Source organism: Geobacter grbiciae, assembly GCF_018531165.1.
Classification (GTDB): domain Bacteria; phylum Desulfobacterota; class Desulfuromonadia; order Geobacterales; family Geobacteraceae; genus Geobacter; species Geobacter metallireducens.
Window position 1 is genome coordinate 110,517 of sequence record NZ_JAHDIW010000004.1, and the last position, 22,629, is coordinate 133,145.

At 60.1% G+C, this 22,629-nt stretch carries 20 protein-coding genes and 1 tRNA gene; all 21 read left to right on the forward strand.

Annotated features, from left to right (window positions below):
- Nucleotides 1-17 precede the first annotated feature (17 nt).
- Nucleotides 18-1,619: a protein translocase subunit SecD gene (secD, locus tag KJB29_RS07790; RefSeq protein WP_215734117.1), complete on the forward strand. Its 1,602-nt coding sequence runs from the start codon at nucleotides 18-20 to the stop codon at nucleotides 1,617-1,619.
- A 9-nt stretch (nucleotides 1,620-1,628) separates the two neighbouring features.
- Nucleotides 1,629-2,537, forward strand: a complete 909-nt coding sequence (secF, locus tag KJB29_RS07795; protein WP_215734118.1) for a protein translocase subunit SecF — start codon at nucleotides 1,629-1,631, stop codon at nucleotides 2,535-2,537.
- A gap of 18 nt (nucleotides 2,538-2,555) precedes the next feature.
- Entirely contained in the window at nucleotides 2,556-3,152 is a 597-nt protein-coding gene (locus KJB29_RS07800; protein ID WP_215734119.1) for a tetratricopeptide repeat protein, read from the forward strand.
- 71 nt (nucleotides 3,153-3,223) lie between these two features.
- Nucleotides 3,224-4,960, forward strand: a complete 1,737-nt coding sequence (gene recJ / locus KJB29_RS07805; protein WP_215734120.1) for a single-stranded-DNA-specific exonuclease RecJ — start codon at nucleotides 3,224-3,226, stop codon at nucleotides 4,958-4,960.
- Entirely contained in the window at nucleotides 4,954-5,853 is a 900-nt protein-coding gene (locus KJB29_RS07810; protein ID WP_215734121.1) for a cation diffusion facilitator family transporter, read from the forward strand. The genes recJ and KJB29_RS07810 overlap by 7 nt, the downstream gene beginning before the upstream one ends.
- A gap of 116 nt (nucleotides 5,854-5,969) precedes the next feature.
- Entirely contained in the window at nucleotides 5,970-7,451 is a 1,482-nt protein-coding gene (locus KJB29_RS07815; RefSeq protein WP_215734122.1) for a hypothetical protein, read from the forward strand.
- A gap of 142 nt (nucleotides 7,452-7,593) precedes the next feature.
- Nucleotides 7,594-9,183, forward strand: coding sequence for a LysM peptidoglycan-binding domain-containing protein (locus KJB29_RS07820; protein WP_215734123.1), 1,590 nt, complete (start codon nucleotides 7,594-7,596; stop codon nucleotides 9,181-9,183).
- Nucleotides 9,184-9,201: 18 nt separating this feature from the next.
- Nucleotides 9,202-11,130 (forward strand): GspE/PulE family protein, encoded by a 1,929-nt coding sequence (locus tag KJB29_RS07825; RefSeq protein WP_215734124.1) that lies wholly within the window; start codon nucleotides 9,202-9,204, stop codon nucleotides 11,128-11,130.
- Nucleotides 11,131-11,235: 105 nt separating this feature from the next.
- Nucleotides 11,236-12,303 carry a prephenate dehydratase gene (gene pheA / locus KJB29_RS07830; RefSeq protein WP_215734125.1) on the forward strand — a complete coding sequence of 356 codons (1,068 nt, stop codon included), beginning with the start codon at nucleotides 11,236-11,238 and terminating at the stop codon, nucleotides 12,301-12,303.
- Between the two features lie 12 nt (nucleotides 12,304-12,315).
- Entirely contained in the window at nucleotides 12,316-13,176 is an 861-nt protein-coding gene (locus KJB29_RS07835) for a prephenate dehydrogenase (protein WP_215734126.1), read from the forward strand.
- 38 nt (nucleotides 13,177-13,214) lie between these two features.
- Nucleotides 13,215-14,504 (forward strand): 3-phosphoshikimate 1-carboxyvinyltransferase, encoded by a 1,290-nt coding sequence (gene aroA, locus KJB29_RS07840; RefSeq protein WP_215734127.1) that lies wholly within the window; start codon nucleotides 13,215-13,217, stop codon nucleotides 14,502-14,504.
- The gene (gene cmk / locus KJB29_RS07845) at nucleotides 14,501-15,208 is read left to right on the forward strand and encodes a (d)CMP kinase (protein WP_215734128.1); all 708 of its coding nucleotides are present in this window, start codon (nucleotides 14,501-14,503) and stop codon (nucleotides 15,206-15,208) included. Before aroA ends, cmk begins: the two co-directional genes overlap by 4 nt.
- Nucleotides 15,209-15,247: 39 nt before the next feature.
- Entirely contained in the window at nucleotides 15,248-16,096 is an 849-nt protein-coding gene (locus tag KJB29_RS07850; protein ID WP_004513012.1) for a 4-hydroxy-3-methylbut-2-enyl diphosphate reductase, read from the forward strand.
- Between the two features lie 68 nt (nucleotides 16,097-16,164).
- Entirely contained in the window at nucleotides 16,165-17,925 is a 1,761-nt protein-coding gene (locus tag KJB29_RS07855) for a 30S ribosomal protein S1 (RefSeq protein WP_215734129.1), read from the forward strand.
- Nucleotides 17,926-18,050: 125 nt separating this feature from the next.
- Nucleotides 18,051-18,338 carry an integration host factor subunit beta gene (locus tag KJB29_RS07860; RefSeq protein ID WP_004513014.1) on the forward strand — a complete coding sequence of 96 codons (288 nt, stop codon included), beginning with the start codon at nucleotides 18,051-18,053 and terminating at the stop codon, nucleotides 18,336-18,338.
- Nucleotides 18,339-18,347: 9 nt separating this feature from the next.
- Nucleotides 18,348-18,435: transfer RNA gene (locus KJB29_RS07865), tRNA-Leu, on the forward strand.
- Nucleotides 18,436-18,498: 63 nt separating this feature from the next.
- Nucleotides 18,499-18,852: a hypothetical protein gene (locus tag KJB29_RS07870; protein ID WP_215734130.1), complete on the forward strand. Its 354-nt coding sequence runs from the start codon at nucleotides 18,499-18,501 to the stop codon at nucleotides 18,850-18,852.
- 146 nt (nucleotides 18,853-18,998) lie between these two features.
- Nucleotides 18,999-19,676: a serine O-acetyltransferase gene (cysE, locus tag KJB29_RS07875; RefSeq protein ID WP_215734131.1), complete on the forward strand. Its 678-nt coding sequence runs from the start codon at nucleotides 18,999-19,001 to the stop codon at nucleotides 19,674-19,676.
- Nucleotides 19,677-19,913: 237 nt separating this feature from the next.
- Nucleotides 19,914-20,342, forward strand: coding sequence for an Rrf2 family transcriptional regulator (locus tag KJB29_RS07880; protein WP_004513017.1), 429 nt, complete (start codon nucleotides 19,914-19,916; stop codon nucleotides 20,340-20,342).
- 31 nt (nucleotides 20,343-20,373) lie between these two features.
- Nucleotides 20,374-21,513 (forward strand): cysteine desulfurase family protein, encoded by a 1,140-nt coding sequence (locus KJB29_RS07885; RefSeq protein WP_215734182.1) that lies wholly within the window; start codon nucleotides 20,374-20,376, stop codon nucleotides 21,511-21,513.
- Nucleotides 21,510-22,616 carry a tRNA 2-thiouridine(34) synthase MnmA gene (gene mnmA / locus KJB29_RS07890; RefSeq protein ID WP_215734132.1) on the forward strand — a complete coding sequence of 369 codons (1,107 nt, stop codon included), beginning with the start codon at nucleotides 21,510-21,512 and terminating at the stop codon, nucleotides 22,614-22,616. The genes KJB29_RS07885 and mnmA overlap by 4 nt, the downstream gene beginning before the upstream one ends.
- Nucleotides 22,617-22,629 lie beyond the last annotated feature (13 nt).

Consider the following 22,629-nt stretch of genomic DNA (forward strand, 5'->3'; position numbering starts at 1 on the left):
TGAAAGGAGCTTCGCGCATGTCAAAGGGGCTTACCTGGCGCTTTGGCCTTATCCTGCTGTTCATTTTTCTGTCGGGTATCTACCTGACCCCGACCTTCGTGTCACCCCTCCCGTCGTGGTGGAAGGGTCTCCTCCCCAAGGACCGCATTAACCTGGGTCTCGACCTCCAGGGGGGGACACACCTGGTGATGGAGGTGGAGATCCAGAAGGCGGTGGAGGGCGCCCTCGACCTCATCGCGAGCGATCTGGAAGACAGCCTTTCCGCCAAGACCATCCGGTTCAAGAAGATCGGGCGGATCGCATCGGATCGGATCCAGCTCACGTTCTACGACCGGGGCACCGCCGACACGGTGCAGAAGATGGTCAAGGAGAAATATCCGACCCTGGAGATCGTCCCTCCCTATGACGAGGGAGGATTCGTCAGCATGCAGCTCCGCATGGGTGAGAAGGAGGCCCAGGAGCGCAAGGACCGGGCCGTTGCCCAGGCACTTGAGACGATCCGCAACCGGATAGATCAGTTCGGGGTTTCCGAGCCGGTTATAGCCCGGGAAGGGCTCACCCATATCGTGGTCCAGCTTCCGGGCATAAAAGACCCGAAGCGTGCCATCGAGCTCATCGGCCGGACGGCCCGGCTGGAGTTTAAGCTGGTTGACGAGGCGGTCAATCCTGCCACGGCAACTCCCGGTACCATCCCCGAAGACTCCGAGCTCCTCATGGAGAAGAAGACCGACTCCACCACCGGTGCCGTAACCGAAATACCCCTGGTGGTCAAGAAAAAGGCGATGATTACCGGTGATCTCCTCACCGACGCCCAAGTCCGGATCGATTCCCAGTTCAACCAGCCCTACGTGGCGATCGAGTTCAACTCCACCGGCGCCCGCCTCTTCGACCAGGTGACCGCCGCCAACGTGGGGAAACGTTTCGCCATCGTGCTCGATAACAACATCTATTCGGCTCCGGTGATCCGGGAGCGGATTTCGGGCGGGAGCGCCCAGATCTCCGGCTCGTTCTCCGAGAAAGAGGCCGCCGACCTCGCCATCGTGCTTCGGGCGGGGTCCCTTCCGGCACCGGTCAAGGTCATCCAGAACGAGACGGTCGGTCCTTCCCTGGGGCAGGACTCCATCACCAAGGGGCTGATGGCCGGTCTCGTGGGGGTCGCCCTTGTCATCATTTTCATGGCGGTTTACTACAAGCTCAGTGGCCTTGTGGCCAACTTCGGCATGGTGCTCAACGTCCTCTACCTCATGGGCGCCCTGGCGGCCCTGGGAGCGACCCTGACCCTGCCGGGCATTGCCGCCATCGTCCTGTTGATCGGCATGTCCGTTGACTCCAACGTCCTCATCTTCGAACGGATCCGGGAGGAGATGCGGCTCGGCAAGCCACCCAAGGCGGCATTGGATGCCGGCTATGACAAGGCGTTCCTGACCATCATGGACTCCCACGTGACGACGCTCATCACTGCTGCTGTCCTCTTCCAGTTCGGCACCGGACCGGTCAAGGGATTTGCCGTGTCGTTGAGCCTGGGGATTATCATCAACCTGTTCACCGCTCTCGTGGGCACCAAGTCAATTTTCGACTTCGCCCTTTCGCGCCTGCGGATCAAGCGTTTGAGCATCTAGGGGGAGTCCATGGAATTTATCGGCAAGACACATATCGATTTTATGGGGATGAAGAAGTTTTCCTTCGCCATTTCCATTGTGATCGCGATTCTCGGAATCATTGGCATCGTGCGGATTGCCCTCGGGACAGCCAACATGGGGATCGATTTCTCCGGAGGCACCGCCGTACAGCTCAGATTCGCCCAGCCGGTGCATATCGATCGGGCCCGTGAAGCCTTGGCGAAGCACGGTATCCATGACGCCAACCTTCAGGAGCTCAAGACGGGGAACAAGCTCCTGGTGAAGGTAGGGAAGACCTCGCTCCCCCAAGGGAACGCGGCGGACCTGATCCAGACTGCCTTCCAGAAGGAGTTGACCGGCAATACGTTCGTGGTGGAAAGCTCCACCGAGATCGGCCCGGCCATCGGCGACAAGCTCCGCAAGGACACCCTAATCGCTGTGGCCATCTCCATGATCGGCATCCTCATCTACATTGCCTGGCGGTTTGACTTTACCTTTGGGATTGGGGCGCTTGTTGCAACCCTCCACGACGTCCTCGCCATGTTTGCCGTCTTTTTCCTCCTGGACAAGGAGGTCAATCTGCTCTTCATTACGGCGGTCCTCACCATCGCCGGCTATTCACTCACCGACACCGTGGTCGTCTTTGACCGTATCCGGGAGAATCTCCACAAGAACACCAAGGATTCGCTGGAGACGATCTTCAACTTCAGCATCAACGAGGTCCTTTCCCGGACCATTATTACGGCACTTACCACCTTTCTGGCCGCCGGATCCCTCTATTTCTTCGGCGGCGAGGTTATCCATGACTTTGCCCTGGCCCTTGTGGTCGGCATCCTCGTCGGTGTCTACTCATCCGTGTTTGTGGCGAGTCCCATTGTCGAGGTCTGGGGGCGCCGGGCCAAGACCAGCAAGGCTTGACGTCGAGAGGAGACGATGATGAACAAGGAAACTGTGCTTTACGTGGTCATTGCGCTTCTTGTCGGCATCCTCGGCACCGTTCTCGTGGTCGGTGTGGCCAACAAGCAGAAACCTGCACCTGCCACGGCCGGCATTCCCGCTGGCGGAGGATCTCCCGTCGACTACCAGCAACGGATTACCGAGGCCGAGAAAATTGTTGCCAGTGATCCGAAGAACCTCCAGGCCTGGATACAGCTTGGCAATGACTATTTCGACACCGATCAGGCCCAGAAGGCGATCAACGCCTACGGCAAGGCCCTGGAGCTCGACCCGACCAACGCCAACGTCCTTACTGACCAGGGGATCATGTTCAAGCGAGTCGGGTGGTTCGATAAGGCCATTGCCAACTTCGAGAAGGCGCAACAGCTCGATCCAAAACACCTGCAGAGTCTTTACAATCTCGGGGTTGTTTATATGAGCGACCTGAAACAACCCGCCAAGGCGGTGAAATACTGGGAACGCTACCTTGAACTGGATCCCATGGGGCCCAACTCCCAGCAAATTCGGACGATGTTGGAGGAGGCCAAGGGGATGGCGCAGACCCCATCCCCCCAGGGGCAACTCTTCAGGAAGTGATTTGACGGCATCGAATTCCCCGCTTCGGCGGGGTTTTTTTGTGGCCATTGTGCGAGGTGGGGTGGCAGAGAATGAAAGCGGTTGCCGAAAAGCGATGGGAGTTACGGACCAATGACAAGGAGGCTGCGCAGAGAATTGCCTCGGACTCTTCGGTCGACCCCTTCCTGGCAGCGCTGCTCGCCAACCGGGGCATCACGGATGGCGAATCCGCGCGCCGCTTTCTTTCCTCTTCCCTGGGGGACGTGAGCGATCCCTTCCTTCTGAAGGGAATGGAAGAGGCCGTTGCCCGCCTCTGTGCGGCACGGGCACGACGTGAAACTGTGTGCGTCTACGGCGATTATGATGTGGACGGAATTTCCGCCACGGCATTGCTGGTAAGCTTTTTTCGTGCGGTTGGTATCCGCTGTTTCTATCATATTCCGAAACGCCTCGAAGAGGGATACGGCCTTTCGGTGGACGGCCTGCGCAAGGTGGCCGAGCAGGCGCGGGTTGTCGTTACGGTCGACTGTGGGGTGAATGCCGTGGCCGAGGCGGAACTCTGCCTTACGTTAGGGGTTGACCTCGTCATCACCGACCACCACACCCCTGGCCCGGCCATCCCGAAAGCCTGTGCCGTTATCAATCCCCTTCAGCCGGGCTGTTCCTATCCCTTTAAATCCCTTGCAGGCGTGGGCGTCGCTTTTAACGTGATGGTCGCCCTTCGGGGGCGTCTCAGGGAGGAAGGGGCATTCGCCGGAGGAAACGGACCGAATCTGCGGGAATACCTCGACCTCGTTGCCCTCGGAACCATTGCCGATGTGGTTCCCCTAGTGGGAGAGAACCGGATATTCGTCAAATATGGGCTCCGGGAACTTTCCGCTTCGCCGCGGGTGGGAGTGAAGGCCCTTAAGGATGTGGCGGGAGTCACCGGCGCCGTGAGTTGTGGTGCTGTCGGCTTCAGGCTTGCACCGCGACTTAACGCAGCCGGCAGAATGGAGGATGCCGCTGCCGGGGTTGAACTTCTCCTTGAGACCGAGCCTGGCCGTGCCGCGGCCATTGCCGCGGAACTGGAGGCGAATAACGCCGAGCGTCAGGCCCTGGAGCGGCAGATTCTGACGGACGCCCTGGGACGGGTTCAGGGGAATTCCGCCATGGAGGGGAGAAAAAGTATCGTTCTCGCCTCCGCTGCGTGGCACCCGGGGGTCATCGGGATCGTTGCCTCGCGAATGGTCGATCTCTTCCATCGTCCGACTGTGCTCATTGCTCTGCAGGAAGGAAACGGCCGGGGATCGGGGCGCAGTATTCCGGGCTTTCACCTCTACGATGCCCTCGGCGCCTGCGCCGACCAACTCGTGAAGTTCGGCGGGCACCGTTACGCTGCCGGGCTTTCCATTGATGAGCCAACGCTGAAACTGTTCGTGGACCGCTTCGAAGAAGTTGCTGCGGGGCTGCTGTCCGCCGACGACCTGATACCGGTGCTCCGCGTGGATGCTGTACTCTCGGCCCAGCAGGTGACAGCTGGTCTGGCGGACGCGCTTTCGTCCCTGGAGCCCTTCGGCGCGGGAAATCCCGAACCGCTGTTCGTGCTGAAAGATATGGAGATCGTGCGGCGGTGGGCCGTTCGCGGCAACCATCTCAAAGTACGGCTTTCTGGTGGAGGATTCACTTTTGACGCCATTGGTTTTAATCTTGCAACGAAGGAGGACAGCTTGCCAGATCTCGTGGATATCGTTTTTACGCTCGGCTGGAACGAGTGGAACGGCCGCAAAACCCTGCAACTGAGCCTCAAGGACATCAGGGAGTCCGGTCAGGTGCTTGAGCCATGCTGAGGGAAGAGCGTTTCAATAAAGCTGACCGTATTATCGCAGTCGGATTCTGGGCCAACGCAGGGCTCATGATCATGAAACTCCTGGCCGGCTATTTCGGGAAATCGGAAGCGGTGTTTGCCGATGGCCTGGAGAGCGCCTGTGATTTCATTGCGATTCTCTCCACGATGATTGCGCTTAAGGTCGGACGTCAACCATTCGACCCGAAACATCCCTACGGGCACGGCAAAGCGGAGAGCATCGCGGCAGTCCTTGTTTCGCTGGTCATCTTTTTAACGGGCATAGGGATTCTTGTTAAGGCCGTCCACACCATTATGGACCGCACCTATCAGACCCCTGATCTGATTGCGGTGCTCGCGGCTCTTGTCACCATTGCGGTCAAGGAATGGTTGTACCGCTACACGGTATCGACCGGAAAGCATCTCGAGAGCCCCGCACTGGCGGCGGTTGCCAAGGATCATCGCAAGGATGCTGTGACGTCCATCGCCACCCTCGTTGGCGTCTTCGGCGCCTACCTGGGGGCCGGCGTCATGGATCCCCTGGCCGCCGGACTCACGGCGTTCTTCATTTTTCACATCGGCTATGAAACATGCATGGGAGCCATCCATGACCTCATGGATGGCCTCCCCTCCGGTGATCTTATCCAATCGATCTCCGAAGTGGCCGAAGCGGTTGACGGGGTGGAGCATGTCCATGAAATCCGGGGGAGGAGATCGGGCCAGTACATCATTATTGATCTCAAACTCGATATGGACCCAGAGATGACCGTCAAGCGCTCCCATGACATCGCCACAACGGTTAAGCGGCTTATTTTCGAGCAATTCCCCAATGTGGGAGACGTGATGATCCACATTAATCCCCATGACGAAGAACATGAGGATCTGATCAGGCTGTAACGGTTGCAATTGACATTGTCATGCTATTATGGATATTGATGACAACTTAATTTACATGCCGTAGTTGTCAATGTCGCTATCTGACTCATGCCAGTGACGGACACTCAGGGAATACGATGATAACGATACTTTTCATCTCCGACGATACTCGGGTTCCTGACCTCATTGCCCGGGTGCAGTCCCAGCTCAAGGCCAGAATGAGGCTCGCTACCGATTTCGATCAGGGGCTCAAGGAGGTATTTGACAACAGGCCCTCTGCAGTCTTTATCCAGGGTGACATCTCGGGAATCTCCGGTGAGACCGTTGCACGCCACATAAAAACCCTCCTCCGTGGTGATGCACCCCGCATTGTGCTCATACATACAGCACCCCTGCCGACGCAGGGAGTGAAAAAATGGTTCGATGATGCAGTCGATTTCTCTCTGCCGCAGGCGGAGCTTGCTGATCAGTTTAAGCTTCGGCTGATGGAGATTGCCCCCGATCTCCGCATTGAAACGAATGACGTGCCGACCCGTCATGCTGGAAACGTCGCCGCTGCCCCTAATGTGTCAGACCACCCTGCACCTTCTCCTGGAGAGGTTGAGCCCTTTGATTGGGAGGCGCCCGGGGATGCCGTTCCCCATGCCGTTCAGCCACCCTGTCAGCAGGCGCACTCCGAAGTTGAGGGGAGGGATGAAAGCGATTCTTTGCCGGATATCTCGCAGGTTCTGGTCGGCAGGGGAGCGGCAACAACCGGCCCTGGGATGCCTTCGCCAGGGTCCGAACTTCGGAACGTGATGCCGTCGATTATCGAAGAGTCCGCCACCACCCAGTCTACCTTTTCGGAACAGATTCCCTCGACCCCGGCCACCCCTTCTCCGTCACTGACTCCACAGCGCGAAGCGGAGCCGAAACCAGCCCCTTTACGTCAACCTTCTCCGCTTCAAGCGGTCGAATCTTCCCGTGAGAGAACCGCCGCCTCCATGGCCGACTTCAGCGCAGAGATGACTAAAGAGGCAAAAGCGGCGTGGGTAACCATTCCTCCGCCGGACCGGGAACTCGAAGGGGCAACAGGACAGCGTCTCACCGTATGGGCTGTCGCCATTGTGGTGCTCCTCCTTGGCGCGATGGTGGGCGGGGCTTTACTGCTGAAGGGAGAAGGGAACAAGAACAAATCTTCCCCGAAACCGGAAGCCATGCAAACGGCCCCGACCCGGACTTCGCCTGCGCCGGCTCCTCCCGCAAAGGCGATCCCCCTGAAGACTGCCCCCGCGGCGCTTCCTTCTTTTATCCCCGCATCGGGGAAGGATGAGGGTTTTGGTAAGGTCCATCCCGGTTGGGAGCGATATCTCGGCAAGGGAACAGAGTACCGTCTTTTCCGTGAGAATGGCCGCCTGAAGGCGGTGCAGGTCATTGCCCTCCGTGGCACGGCTGTCCCCGAAACCCTTGTCGTTGCCGTTGTCAGGGAATTGACGGGGAGTGAACGCCTCGGCGCTGTATCGTCCCAAACAAAAAAGGGGGGGTACCTGCGTCAGGTAGGGAAGGTTGACGGAAAGGGCGAGGTCGTCATCTACCGCAAAGGGGGGGGCGTCCGGGGGGTTGTTGTAACCCTCAACTAAGGCATGGTGCCCCGGGAATCAATGCCTGCCTTGTTTTTGCGGCCTGAGCTTTACAGCTGCATTTTTGCGGCGATACACGGGGAAGCCTTTTTCCGTTCTTCCTATAATAATTTTGGACAAGTACTTGAAAACGGGAGATGCAATGATAGCTACCCCCCCTCGACAAGCTGTTGCCATCGCACTCGCGATGCTGGCCTTCGGCGCTCTGCCGACGCAGGTGCGCGCCATTGACCCGCGCTTTGAGCTCGATCCGCGTTTCCTCGACAAGACCGCTGAATCACCTGCCAGGGAACGGGAGGAACGGCCGGTTCGAAAAGCGGCACGGTCTGCGACCGGGGCGTCTCACTATACCTATACCGTTAAGCCGGGGGACCACATTTTCAAAATCCTCATGAAGGAGTACGGTCTTTCCAATGCCGAGGCCGAAGCCCTCGTGCCCGAGGTGAAGCGTCTTAACGGAATTACGGACATCAGGAGACTCCATGCGGGGCAGTCCCTGCGCATCCCGCTGACGCATCGGCGCGAACATGCCGATGTGGCTGAGCGGAAGGAGTCGAAGATTGTCCGCGGGGCGCCTGCAAGGACTGACGGTGCTGGAGGGAAAAGGCCGGGGTCTCTTGCCGCAGCCTCAGCCGGCAGTGACGGGAAGTCCGCGAGTCACACCATGCGGATGATGAATCTCGCGCCCGAGCAGGAACCAGCCAATCTCGACGCGGTTCGTCAAGTCTGGGGCGACCTTGTCCCTTCCCGGCCGGTATCCTCTCGGCCGATTTCCATCGAGGACAAGAGCTTTTCCCTGTCCCTCGACCCGGAATCATTCCCCTCGTTCCCCGCGGCAGATGGGGGAAGGGTGCTTGTGGATGCCGGGGGGAAGATTCCTCCTCTCGTGAGATCCCTCATTGAGGAGAAGGACCCGTCGGTGCGCATCGTTTCCGAGAGCCCCCGCAACCGCAAGCGCTTTATGGCGTCGCTTCTGGAAGGCGCCCGCTTCTATTCGGTGGCGGACAATGTCGCCCTCTCGTTTGGCGCCGATCCCAAGCTGACGGTCAACGCCGATTTCAAGATCGAAAAGACCCCGGAAAGCGTCCTGAATCACGATGTGGTGCTGATGAGCGTCGAGGAGTACCGGCGCGGCATGCCGCCGGTTTTGGTCCAGTTCCTTCGCCGCGAGGGGTTTCAGGTTCTGGAGCCCTTTCCCGCCGGTGACCAGGCATTGCCCCGTGGCGGGCGGACCCTTCACCAGATCACTGCCCACGATACCCGGGGGATCGTCGATGGTCTCCTGCGGGCACTCGACGTGCGCTACGAGGCTGACCGCAGCGTAGAGCTCTACGGTATGTCCGACGGCGGGCTCAGGCTCGAAGTGCGGGTCGACCGCTACTTCGAGGACGGGCGCGACCGCTATGTCGTGAGCTACTTTGATGGAGATCCGGTTTCCTATACCCTGACGAGGCTCCTTGAGACCCGGGGGTATCGGGTCGTTGTCCTTGACCCGAAGGACGACTTCCGGAAGGTTTCCGAAAAACTCCTGGCCAGGCTCCGGCTTCCCGGTGTCTTCGCCCAGCACGATCTCCTCCAGTACCGGGACGCGCCCTACGGCATCCAGATGTCGGGGGTCCGCATGCGTGCCCAGGGGGCAGGGGGAGAGTCGGTCTTCCTCACCAACGTCGAGCTCGATCCGCTCTTCAGGGATCTCCTCGATTACAGCGGCTACTCGGTCATTTCCCATTAAAGAGGGTTTCCTGCTGCCATGTCCGTAAAAAAGGTCGGAGAGATACTTGTTGAAAACCGGCTGATTACCGAAGATCAGCTGCGGGAGGCCCTGGAACTTCAGAAGGTCTTCCCCGATCAGCCCGTGGGGCAGCTCCTCTGCAAGCTCGGCTTCCTTACCGAAAGCGATCTCTCCTACATTCTTGAACAGACCGGCAAGCGCCAGAAGCTTGGCGATATCCTCGTGCGTGAGCGGCTCATCGACCAGGAACGTCTTGGCCAGGCCCGCGAGGTCGCCAAGCGGGACGGCATCCCCCTCGCCAGGGCTCTGCGCAAGCTTCGCGTTGTGGAGGAGGAACCCCTCGCCAAGGCGGTGGCAGTCCAGTACGATCTGTCTTTCGTGCACATCAATACCCTTGAGATCGAAGCGGAGCTTGCCCGCTACATCAACCCCTCCTATGCCCAGAAACAGCGGATTGTCCCCATCTCCAAGATCGGCAATACCCTGACCCTTGCCATGGCCTATCCGATAAAACTCCAGGAGCTGAAGGATCTCGAGCAGAGCATCCGTTCGCGGATCATTCCCGTTATCGCCGTGGAGAGTGAAATCCTCAAGGCCCAACAGCGCCTCTACCGGACCGCTGCCAGTTCTGCTGCCACCTTCGATGAGGCTGACCTTGAGATCGGTCCGGGAAGCATCTCGGAAATCCTGGGCGCCAATGCCGACGATGAACCCGACATCGAGGACGAGGTCAAGAAGGTATCCGAGCGTGACAGCATTATTGTGAAGCTCGTCAACAAGATCATCTTCGACGCGCATCAGAGCCGTGCCTCCGACATTCATATCGAGCCGTACCATGGCAAAAACGATATTGTTGTCCGGATGCGGGTGGACGGTCGGTGCAAGGTCTACCAGCGCATACCCTACCGCTACAAGTACGCGATCCCCTCCCGCCTCAAGATCATGGCCGAGCTCGACATTGCCGAAAAACGCAAGCCCCAGGACGGAAAGATCAATTTCAAGAAGTTCGGTCCCCTCGACATGGAGCTTCGCATCGCCACCATGCCCACCGCCGGCGGGTTGGAGGATGTGGTGATCCGGCTCGTCAATACCGGTGAGACCTTTTCCTTTGATAAGCTGGGTCTGACCGAACGGAACATGCGCATCTTCAGCGAGGCCGTAAGCAAGCCCTACGGTCTGGTTCTCGTGGTGGGCCCCACGGGGAGCGGCAAGACCACCACGCTCCACGCGGCGATTTCCCGGATAAACAGTCCCGAGGTGAAGATCTGGACCGCCGAGGACCCGGTGGAGATCACTCAGAAGGGACTGCGGCAGGTGCAGGTCAACCCCCGGATTGGCCTCACCTTCCCGGCGGCGCTCCGTTCGTTCCTGCGGCTCGACCCCGATGTCATCATGGTGGGGGAAATGCGGGACGAGGAAACCGCTTCCATCGCCGTGGAGGCTTCCCTGACCGGACACCTGGTCCTTTCCACACTCCATACCAACTCGGCCCCCGAAACCGTGACGCGCCTTTTGGAGATCGGACTCGATCCGTTCAGCTTTTCCGATTCGCTCATCTGTATCGTTGCCCAGCGCCTGGCCCGGCGTCTCTGCGAGGAGTGCCGCGAAGTCTACCGCCCTGACAGGCAGGAGCTTGCAGAGATCATCGCGGAGTACGGCGAGGAGCAGTTCGCCGCCACCGGCCTCGTGGGAAACGAACTCGTCCTTGCCCGGGCAGTGGGGTGCCCTTCCTGTGGCCAGACCGGCTACCGCGGCCGCCTCGGTATCCATGAGGTGCTCGAATGTACGGATGGTCTGAAAAGTCTGATAAAAAAGCGGTCTGAAACCGAACTTATCCGCCGCCTGGCCATGGACGAAGGGATGACGACCCTTCGTCAGGACGGCATACTCAAGGTCTTACAGGGCCTCACCGACATCCACGAGGTCCGCAAGGTCTGTCTGAAATGATGTTTGTGTAAACCAGAAAAGATTTGCATTTTTGCCATCTTTCCTATACATTACCCCCTCCACGGCATGTCCGCTAACTCCCCACCGGATGGTCCCATACGCACCATGAAAACGCTCCAAGAGCTGCGTCGTGATATCGACGCCATTGATGATCAGATCCTGGATCTTCTTAACAGCCGCTCCCGGCTGGCCATAGAGGTCGGCAAGGTCAAAGCGGGAGAGAACCGCGACTTCCACGTCCCGAGCCGTGAACGGGAAATCTATGAGCGGCTTGCGGCCGGGAATTCTGGACCCTTCCCGAACGAGGCGATCCGGAGCGTCTTCCGGGAGATCATTTCTGCTTCCCTTGCCCTCGAATCCCCCATGAAGGTTGCCTTCCTCGGTCCCAAGGCGACGTTCACTCATCTTGCTTCCCTGCAGCATTTCGGCCTGTCGGCGGAACTCGTCCCCCAGAAGTCTATCCCTGCCGTTTTCGAGGAGGTCAGCAAGGGGCGTTCCCTCTACGGCGTGGTTCCGGTGGAAAACTCCACCGAGGGGATGGTTTCCCACACCCTCGACATGTTCATGGAGAGCGATCTCAAAATCAACGCGGAGATACTCCTGGAGGTTTCCCATGATCTCCTCTCCCGCACCGGCCGCTTGGAGGATGTGAAGAAGGTCTACTCCCACCCCCAGGCCATTGCCCAGTGCCGCAACTGGCTCGACGAGAATCTGTCGGGCGTGCCGGTGGTGGATGTGGCCTCCACGGCCCTGGCGGCCCAGATCGTCGGGGAGGACTATACCGCCGCCGCCATTGCCAGCGAGTTTGCTGCGGCGCTGTATGATCTGAAAGTGGTGCGCCACAGGATTGAGGACCAGGTGAACAACTTCACCCGCTTCCTGGTTGTGGGGCGGAAAATGGCAGATCGGTGCGGCGACGACAAGACCTCCCTCATGTTTTCGGTCAAGGACGAGCCGGGAATCCTCCACCGGATGCTGGAGCCCTTTGCCAAACGGGGGGTCAACCTGTCCAAGATCGAGTCGCGCCCCCTCAAGAAAAAGGCCTGGGAGTACATATTTTTCCTCGATCTGGCCGGCCACATCTCAGATCCGGTGGTGTCCGACGCGGTCCAGGAACTGGAGAACTACTGCCAGTTTGTCAAGATCCTCGGATCATACCCCCGGGCGAAATAGCCGTTGGATACAATGCCCTTCATCCATAGATTAGCCATCATCGGCGTTGGCCTTATCGGCGGCTCCCTGGCCCGCATCCTGCGGGAGAAGGGGGCGGTGGGGGAGATTGTCGGAATCGGGCGCGGCGAAGCAAACCTGCGCAAGGCGGTGGAACTTGGGGTTATCGATCGGTACTTCCTGGATTCCGTAGCCGGCGTCGAGGGTGCTGACGTCGTTTTCCTGGCCACGCCGGTCTGCTCCATTCCTTCCATAACGGCTGAGATTGCCCCCCATCTGGCTCCCGGTTGCGTGGTGACCGACGGGGGGAGCGTGAAGGAAGAGATTGTTTCCGCCTGCGAACCCCTCATGCCGAACGGGATTCATTTCGTCGGCGGGCACCCCATCGCCGGCACCGAGCACTCGGGTGTGGAAGCGTCGTTTTCCTCCCTCTATGTGGGAAGGCGCTGCATCGTGACCCCTACCTCCCGTACCAGCCAGGATGCCCTTGCCAAGGTGGTGCGGATGTGGGAGGTCGCCGGTTCCGAAGTGGTCATCATGGATACGGAGAAGCACGACCGGGTGCTTGCGGCCATTTCCCATCTCCCCCACATGGTTGCCTATGCTCTGGTGAATGCGGTTGAAGGGTACGACCGCTTCGAGGAGAGTATCCTTCGCTACTCCGCCGGCGGGTTCCGCGACTTCACCCGGATCGCCTCGTCGGACCCGGCCATGTGGCGGGACATCGCCCTCATGAATCGGGAAGCGGTCATCGAAATGATGGACCATTTTGCCGCATACTTTGCGAGACTCCGGGAGTTGGTGGCAGCGGCCGACGCCCCTGGACTCGAACGCTTCTTCCGGGAATCGAAGGAAAGCAGAGACGCTATTCTGTAGGGAAGGCAGTTCCTAAATCTCAGCCAAGGTGGTTAATCGTGCAGAGCTATACCGTTCGGCCGGCCAAGGGGATCCGTGGCGAGATCACCGTTCCCGGCGACAAGTCCATATCCCACCGTTCCATCATGCTCGGTTCCATTGCCCGCGGGGAAACCATGGTGCGCGGCTTTCTCCGGGGCGAGGACAATATTGCCACCCTGAACGCCTTCCGGGCCATGGGCGTTGTCATAGACGACGACGGCGAGACGCTTCGCATCGCCGGAGAGGGGCTTCGTGGCCTCGCGGAACCGACGGACGTCCTTGACTGCGGCAATTCCGGGACTTCCATGCGGCTTCTGACCGGCCTTCTGGCTCCCCAACGGTTCTACTCGGTGCTGTCCGGCGACCAATACCTGCGGCGCCGTCCCATGCGGCGGGTGGTGGAGCCCCTCTCACGGATGGGTGCCTGCATTCATGGTCGTGAAGGAGGGGAAAAGGCGCCCCTTGCCATTGTCGGACGGGACCTGAAAGGGATCTCCTACACGTCGTCCGTTGCGAGCGCCCAGGTGAAGTCGGCGCTCATGCTGGCCGGGCTCTATGCAGAGGGTGAGACGCGGGTCACCGAGCCGCACCTTTCCCGGGATCACTCGGAGCGGATGTTCCGCCACTTCGGTGCCGACATCGAGAACGGCCCCGCCGGAGTAGTCGTCCGCGGCGGCAGGGAGTTGGAAGGGCGGGACATTGTAGTCCCCGGAGACATCTCGTCTGCCGCCTTCTTCATGGTGGCGGCCCTCATCGTCCCCGGCTCCGAGCTTCTCATCCGCGGGGTCGGGGTGAACCCGACACGCACCGGCATCATCGACATCCTGACCGCCATGGGAGGCTCCCTGGAGTTGCTCGACCAGCGGGAGGTTTCCGGAGAGCCGGTTGCCGATATACTGGTACGCTCGTCTCGCCTCAAGGGGATTGAAATTGCCGGCGAGGTGGTCCCCCGGGCCATCGATGAATTCCCCGTCGTCTGTGTCGCCGCCGCCGTGGCCGAAGGGCGCACTGTCGTCAGGGAGGCCCGGGAACTCCGTGTCAAGGAGACCGACCGGATTGCCGCCATGGCCACCAACCTGCGGGCGGTAGGTGTGACGGTCACCGAAAGCGAAGACGGCATGGATATCGAGGGGGCGGAGCAGATTGCCGCAGGCACCGTGGAGAGCTTCGGCGATCACCGGATCGCCATGTCGATGCTCATCGCGGGCCTCACGGCAGGGGGCGATATTACCGTTACCGACACCGAGTGTATCGGCACGTCGTTCCCCACGTTCTTCCCGCTGCTCGAAAAGGTTGCGGCCCGGTGAGCGGCGTGGGAAGACGGGGACTCATCATAGCCATTGACGGACCCTCCGGCGCAGGGAAGAGCACCATCACCAAGCGCCTGGCCGACCGCCTCGGCTATGTCCACATCGACACCGGCGCCATGTTCCGGGCAGTGGCTCTCGTTGCGAAACGGGCAGGCCTGGACGGTGCCGACGACGAGTCCCTTGAGCGGTTGTGCCGTGGGATAAATATCGATTTTTTTCGCAACAACGGCTGCTGCCGCGTCATCGTCAACGGCGAGGATGTGACCGAAGCCATCAGGACGCCGGAAATCAGTTCCCTGACATCGGCCATCTCGGCCCGCAAGGTCGTCCGTGATTTTCTTCTGACGCTCCAGCGCCGTATGGGGAATGAAGGGGGCGTGATCCTGGAGGGGCGGGACATCGGAACCGTGGTTTTCCCCAATGCTGATGTCAAATTCTTCCTCTCTGCGTCGGTGGAGGAGCGCGGACGACGCCGCTGGCTCGAGTTGACGGGCAAGGGCGTGAATGTCACCTTGGAAGACACGGTTTCGGCCGTCGCCCTGAGGGATAAACAGGATTCGGGGCGCGAGCATGCTCCCCTCAGGCGAGCCGATGACGCCATAGACGTCGATTCGACCGGCCTTTCCATAGATCAGGTGATCGCCATCATGGAGGGGATGGTCCGGGAAAAGGAGCAGGCCCGCAGCGTCTGCGTCCCCTAAAAAAGTAACGAAATAGGAACACTCTGGAGTCTCAATCATATGGAAATAATTCTGGCCAAGCGGGCCGGCTTTTGCTTCGGCGTTAAACGGGCCACCCAGATGGCCTTCGAGGCGGCCGAAAAAGAGGGAAAAACCTACTCCCTCGGTCCCATAATCCACTCGCCTCAGGTGGTGCACCGGCTTGAGGAGATGGGTGTTAAGGTTCTCAAAGGGCTCGGCGAAATCACCGACGGGACCATCATAGTCCGTTCCCACGGCGTGACTTCGGAGGAGTTGGAAGAGGCGGTCCGGAAGGAACTTGAAGTCGTCGATGCCACCTGTCCCTTTGTCAAGAAGGCCCAAGAGAATGTTCAGAATCTCTCCGAGGCCGGTTACGAAGTGGTTGTTGTGGGGGATGCCGATCATCCCGAGGTCCAGGGGATCGTTTCCTACGCCAAGGGGAAGGTTTGCGTGGTCGGGTCCGAGGAGGAAGCGGCACGGTTGCCGAAGATGAAGAAGATCGGCATAGTCGCCCAGACCACTCAATCTTTCGATAATCTGAAGCATGTGGTCCTCGAATGTCTTCGCAAGGGGGCAGAAATTCGCATCTTCAACACCATCTGTGATGCGACGGCCGTGCGCCAGCAGGAGGCGACGGCTTTGGCCCGCACGGTTGACTGCATGATCGTTATCGGTGGCTACAACAGCGCCAATACCAAACGCCTCGCCGAGGTCTGCGCTGAACTCCAGCCCCGGACCCATCAGATTGAGACGGCCCAGGAGATCAACCCTGCCTGGTTCGAGGGGGTAGCCAAGGTGGGGGTGACCGCCGGAGCGTCAACTCCCAAGTGGCTCATCGATGAGGTGATCGAGCGGATCAGAGAGATTGATAGTGCTAAAACTAGTTGAATTTTCAAATAGATATGTGTTACGTTTGCATATCCTAATCCACAAACGATTCAGGGAGGCCAGCTTTAATGAGTGAAGACAAGGACATGAAGAACCGCAACGCCATGACGATCAAGCGATTCGTCGATGTGGAGGAGGATGGGGAACACGGGGGGTCGGGGGAGTTCGCCGAGCTTTTCCAGGAGAGCATCAAGCAGCACCGCGTGGGAGAGGTCGTCACCGGCAAGGTTGTTCACATCAGCAATGAATTTGTGCTTGTCGACATCGGCTACAAGTCCGAGGGGTGCATTGCCATAGACGAATTCCTTGACGAAGACGGCAATCTGACCGTCAAGGTCGGCGACGAAGTGAAGGCGCTCTTCGAGCGGAAGGAGAACCAAAAGGGGTATGCGGTTCTCTCGCGGCGCAAGGCCGAGCGTCTGGCCGTCTGGGATGTTATCGATGAAGCCGGCGGCGAAGGTGGCATCATCGAAGGCAAGATTACCGGTAAGGTAAAGGGTGGGCTTACCGTCGATATCGGCGTTCAGGCTTTCCTTCCCGCCTCCCAGGTCGATCTCCGGCCCGGGGGCAACCTCGACAAATACATCGGCACCACCGACCGGTTCAAGGTCCTCAAGCTCAACAAAAAGCGGGGCAATATCGTTCTCTCCCGCAGGGTACTCATGGAGGAGGAACGGGAGTCTTCGCGCAAAGAGACCCTCGCCACCCTTGCCGAAGGGCAGGTCCGTGAAGGGGTGGTCAAAAATATTACCGATTATGGCGCCTTTGTGGACATCGGCGGTGTTGACGGCCTCCTCCACGTGACCGATATGTCGTGGGGCCGCCTTGGGCATCCTTCCGAGATTCTCAAGCCGGGCGACAAGCTGAATGTCAAGGTGCTCAAGTACGACCAGGAAAAAGGGAAAATCTCCCTTGGCCTCAAGCAGGTTACCCCTGACCCCTGGGTCTCCGTAGAGCAGAAGTACAACCAGGGCGACCGGGTAAAGGGGAAGGTTGTGAGCCTGACCGATTACGGGGCATTTATCGCCCTGGAGGACGGGGTAGAGGGGCTTGTCCATGTCTCTGAAATGTCCTGGACCCGCAGGCTGCGTCATCCCTCGGAAATCCTTACCGTGGGCGACGAGGTGGAAACGGTGGTCCTCGGTGTCGATATGGGCAATCGCCGTATCTCCCTCGGCCTTAAGCAGGTGCAGGTGAACCCCTGGACGCAGCTTGAGGAGAAGTACCCCGTGGGCACCAAGCTTGAGGGGCAGATCAAGAGCATCACCGACTTCGGTGTTTTCATCGGCATCGAAGAGGGGATCGACGGTCTTGTCCATGTCTCGGACATCTCGTGGACAAAACGGATCAAGCACCCGGGTGAAGTGTTCACCAAGGGGCAGACGGTCCAGGCTGTCGTGCTGAACATCGACCCCGAGAACGAGCGCCTCTCCCTCGGCATCAAGCAGCTTTTGCTCGATCCCTGGAGCGAGATTCCGGTCAAGTATCGTCCCGGTACCCGCGTTCACGGCAAGGTCACGTCGGTCACCGACTTCGGTGTCTTCCTGGAGATCGAGGAAGGGATCGAAGGGCTCATTCACGTGTCCGAACTTTCACGGGAAAAGGTGGCATCTCCCAAGGAGTTCACCAATGTCGGCGACGAACTTGACGCGGTGGTGCTCAGCGTCGACGAGTCGGAAAAGAAAATTGCGCTTTCCATCAAATCTCTCCAGATGGCGGCTGAAAAAGCAGAGATCGAGTCGTACATGCAGGCCCAGGGTGAGGCCACGTCCAACCTCGGCGAGCTTCTCAAGGTGGGGCTCCGGAAAAACGGTGACGGAAACGACTAACCGTGCTGGTGCTGTTAACGTGAATGAGCATGAGCCGACCGGGTAGGCAATCCCGGCGGAACTTCCGCAGGAGGGGGGCGGGCCGCTGGCCCGGCTCACGGAACCTTGCAGCAAGGAGTGCATGAATGACGAAAAGTGAACTGGTAGAACAGTTGGCAGAGAAGAATACGTGGCTTACCCGCAAGGATTCGGAGATGATAGTGAACCTTGTCTTCGACAGCATCAGCGATGCGCTCAAGAGGGGCGAAAAGGTGGAGATTCGCGGCTTCGGCAGTTTTACCGTCCGCGAGCGCGGCGCCCGCGAAGCGAGAAATCCCAAGAGTGGTGATGTTGTGAAGATCCCCGCCAAGAAAACGCCGTTCTTCAAGACCGGCAAGGAGCTTCGCGAGCGGGTCAACACCAAGGAAGAGTAGATTTTCTTAGCCCGAATGGTGGAATTGGTAGACACAAGGGACTTAAAATCCCTCGACACTTAGTGTTGTGCCGGTTCGACCCCGGCTTCGGGCACCAATGGATGGGCGTGAAGGGGCTTTGCTTTCAGTGGCTGAGCCCCTTTCTTTTGGGATGGACTGGATGAACGATGAAATATTGACAAGACTTCTGCACCGTTTCGCCGCCGCGGCCGAGGCCCATGCCGCTGCCATGGAAGCCATGGACGAGGAGAAGGTCAACCGGCACGCGTTTGTGCTCCAGGGGCTTTATCGCGAAATAGTGCTGACAGGGGAAGCGGGGAGAGAGGGTCTCCTTGCCCTTGTGGACAGCGACCGAAAGGCTGTGGCGGGGATGGCGGCAGTCTACTCGCTCCGCTACTGCCCCGAGCGTGCCATTACCGTGCTTCGCAGGCTTTCCGCTGAAGAGGGGCTCTTGGGTTTTCGGGCAAGCATGGCCCTTGAGCGCTGGGAACGGGGAGAGTGGAACCTTGAGTGAGGGAAACTATAGTTGACAGATTTTGTAAGGTATGATACCTGACATATGTACAGCTATTCAGTGAGACGAGTGTCCGCCAGAGAAGGCCGGCACTCGTTCTGTTTCCACTCCCGTTGAGGGGACGCTGTCCCCGGGAAGGATCGCCAATGTTCGCACGCCTGCATGAGGATATCCAATCGGTCAAAGAACGGGACCCCGCCGCCCGCAGCAGCGTTGAGGTCTTTTTCTGCTACCCTGGCCTGCACGCCATCTGGTTCCATCGGTTTGCCCACTGGTTCTGGCTGCGCGAGTTCTTTTTCCTCGGCCGCTTTCTCTCGCACATTGGTCGCTTCTTTACCGGCATCGAGATCCATCCCGGCGCCACCATCGGGCGGCGGCTCTTCATCGACCACGGCATGGGGGTGGTGATCGGCGAGACGGCCGAGATCGGCGACGATGTCACCATCTACCACGGGGTCACCCTTGGTGGCGTGAGCCTGGAGAAGAAGAAGCGCCATCCCACGGTGGATAACAATGCAGTCATCGGCTCCGGCGCCAAGGTGCTCGGCCCCTTTACGGTTGGGGTGGGGGCGAAGATCGGCTCCAACTCGGTGGTGGTGAAGGAGGTGCCGGCGAACGCGACGGTAGTCGGCATTCCGGGACGGGTGGTCATGGCTGCCGATGAGCCGGCCAAGAAGGCAGACTTCGAGCACGGGAAGCTTCCCGACCCGGAAGCGAAAGCCATTTCGTGCCTCTTCGATCAACTGCGGGAACTGGAGCGCAAGTATGCCGATCTTGCGGACGAACATGCCGCGCTCAGGCGTCGGGTGGAGTCAGGGAAGTAGTTCTACTGTGTCACCTTGTGTCGGCGGATGGCGTCGGAAAGGAGCGGAGCTCTCGCTCCGAACCGATCCAGCGTCACTAGCCGGTCTTCGTGGCATGTGAACAGCTATTCCAGAGGCTTTCCCTTCGCTGATACCGGAGGTGGTTTCTTGCGGGGATCGCTTCTCCGCGAGAGCTCCGCCCCTTCCGGGAACCAGTGGTGGGAAAGGTGACAACGTAGAAGGAGAAGAGGCTGATTTATGCGGCTTTCGACACGGGCACAGTATGCGGTTCGGGCCATGGTGGATCTTTCCCTCCACTCGGAGGGGAGACCGGTCTCGCTCAAGGATATTGCCCTGCGGGAGGATATTCCCCTCAACTATCTGGAGCAGCTCTTCAACCGGCTGCGCCGCGGTGCCATCGTGGAGAGTGTGCGGGGACCCGGGGGAGGATACCTCCTGGCCCGTGAGAGTTCGGCAATCCGGGTGGGGGAGATCGTGGCCACGGTTGAGGAGCCCCTGACGCCGGTTTCGTGCATGGACAAGGGGAAGGGACGTTGCACCCGGACGGCCGCCTGCACCACCCACAATGTCTGGGAGATGCTCGGCGAGCGGATCAGGACTTTTCTCGATTCCATTACCCTGGAGGACCTGGTAATCGAGGCGCGGGGGCGCGGAGGCGAGGAGTGAGGGCGGTATTGCCCGCATTTGAGACTGCATGATGATCTATCTGGACCACAATGCGACAACGCCGGTCCACCCTGAAGTGGTGGAGGCGTTGTTGCCGTTTCTGCAGGGGAAGTTCGGCAACCCGTCCAGCATCCACTGGGCCGGCCGGGCCGTGAAGGGTGCGGTGGAGGAGGCCCGGGAACAGGTGTCGGCGCTCGTGGGATGCGAGCCGGGTGAGGTGGTGTTCACCTCGTCGGGAACCGAGGCCGACAACATGGCCATCAAGGGGGTCGCTGCGGCCCTCGGGGGGCGCGGCAACCACATCGTCACCACCCAGGTGGAGCACCCGGGAGTGGCAAACCCCTGCCTCTACCTGGAGAGTCTCGGCTTCGAGGTAACTCGCGTTCCGGTAGACCGGGACGGCCTTCTGGACCTGGAGCGGCTGGAGGCGGCCATCACCGACCGGACCATCCTCATCTCGGCCATGGCCGCCAACAACGAAACCGGCGTCCTCTTTCCGGTGGGGGAGATCGGTGAGATCGCCACGCGCCGCCGTGTCTATTTCCACAGCGACGGGGTCCAGGCGGCGGGCAGGATTCCGCTCTCGGTCCGTGATGACGGCATCTCGTTTCTGGCCCTTTCGGGCCACAAGCTCTATGCCCCGAAGGGGATAGGAGCCTTGGTGGTGCGGCGCGGGGTGAAGTGCCACCCGCTGATCCATGGCGGCTCCCAGGAGCGCAACCGCCGCGGAGGGACCGAGAACGTGGCCGGCATCGTGGCCTTTGGCAGGGCGTGCGCCATCGCCCGTGAAACCTTGAATGACGAGATGGGGCGGCTTAGGGGGTTGCGCGACCGGCTGGAAGAGGGGATACTGTCACGGGTTTCCGGCGCCCGCGTGAATGGCCACCGGGAGCAGCGGCTCCCCACCACCACCAATATCACGATTCCCGGCGTGGAGGCCGATTCGCTCCTCATGGCACTGGACCTGGAGGGGATAGCCGCGTCGTCGGGCTCCGCGTGCAGTTCCGGGACCCTCAAGCTCTCGCCGGTCCTGGCCGCCATGGGACGCACCCCCGAGGAGGCCAAGGGTTCGGTGCGGTTCTCGCTGGGGAAGGGAAACACCGACGAGGATATAGACCGGGTGCTGGCGGCGCTGCCGGCCATCGTTGCCCGGTTGCGGGGAGAATCATGACGGAAAAAGCGAGAAAACGGATTGTCGTCGCCATGAGCGGCGGGGTCGATTCGTCGGTGACGGCGGCGCTCCTGAAGGAGGAAGGACACGAGGTCATCGGCATCTCCATGCAGGTCTGGGATTACTCCAAATTCAGCGCCCCTGAGGGGGAGAAGTTCGACACCTGCTGCTCCCTGGACGACATCCACGACGCCCGCCGGGTGGCGGAGCAGATCGGGATCCCCTTCTACGTGGTGAATTTCGAGGAGGAGTTCCAGCGGCTGGTCATCGACGACTTTGTGGACGAGTACTTCCGGGGGCGGACCCCGAATCCCTGCGTGCGGTGCAACCAGCGGGTGAAGTTTGAGCTCCTGCTCCGGAAGGCCCGGGAGCTGGGAGCCGACCTCCTGGCCACTGGCCACTACGCCCGGATCGAGCGGGACGGGGACGGCCTGTTTCACCTCCTGCGGGGGGATGATCCCGGCAAGGACCAGAGCTACTTCCTCTTCACCCTCACCCAGGAGCAGCTCGCCCGGGTCATCTTTCCTCTGGGGGGGATGACCAAGCCCGAGGTCAGGCAACTGGCGGCCCGGTTCGGCCTGCGGGTGGCCGAGAAGGGGGAGAGCCAGGAGATCTGCTTTGTCCCGGACAACGATTACGTCCGGTTTCTGGAGGATGAGCGGGGCGCGGGACAGCTGGCCGGGGAGATCGTCGACCGGGCCGGCACCGTACTGGGGCACCACGAAGGGACCTACCGCTACACCGTGGGGCAGCGCCGGGGACTTGGCATTGCTCATCCCCATCCCCTCTACGTGGTGGGGGTCGATGCGGAGCGGCGGCAGGTGATTGTCGGGTCGAAGGAGGAACTCCTGGCCCCGGGGCTCGTGGCCACGGATGTGACGTGGGTCATTGCCCCGGCAACGGAGACCCTGGAGGCAGCGTGCAAGATCCGCTACCGGCACCATCCCGTGCCCTGCACGGTGACGGTTCTCGCCGACAGCCGGGCGCAGGTCCGGTTCCGGGAGCCGGAAAAGTCGGTCACGCCGGGGCAGGCGGTGGTCTTCTACAATGGCGACGAGGTCCTCGGTGGCGGTTGGATCGATGCGGCGATGAACGAAGGATAGAGACGGGAAACGG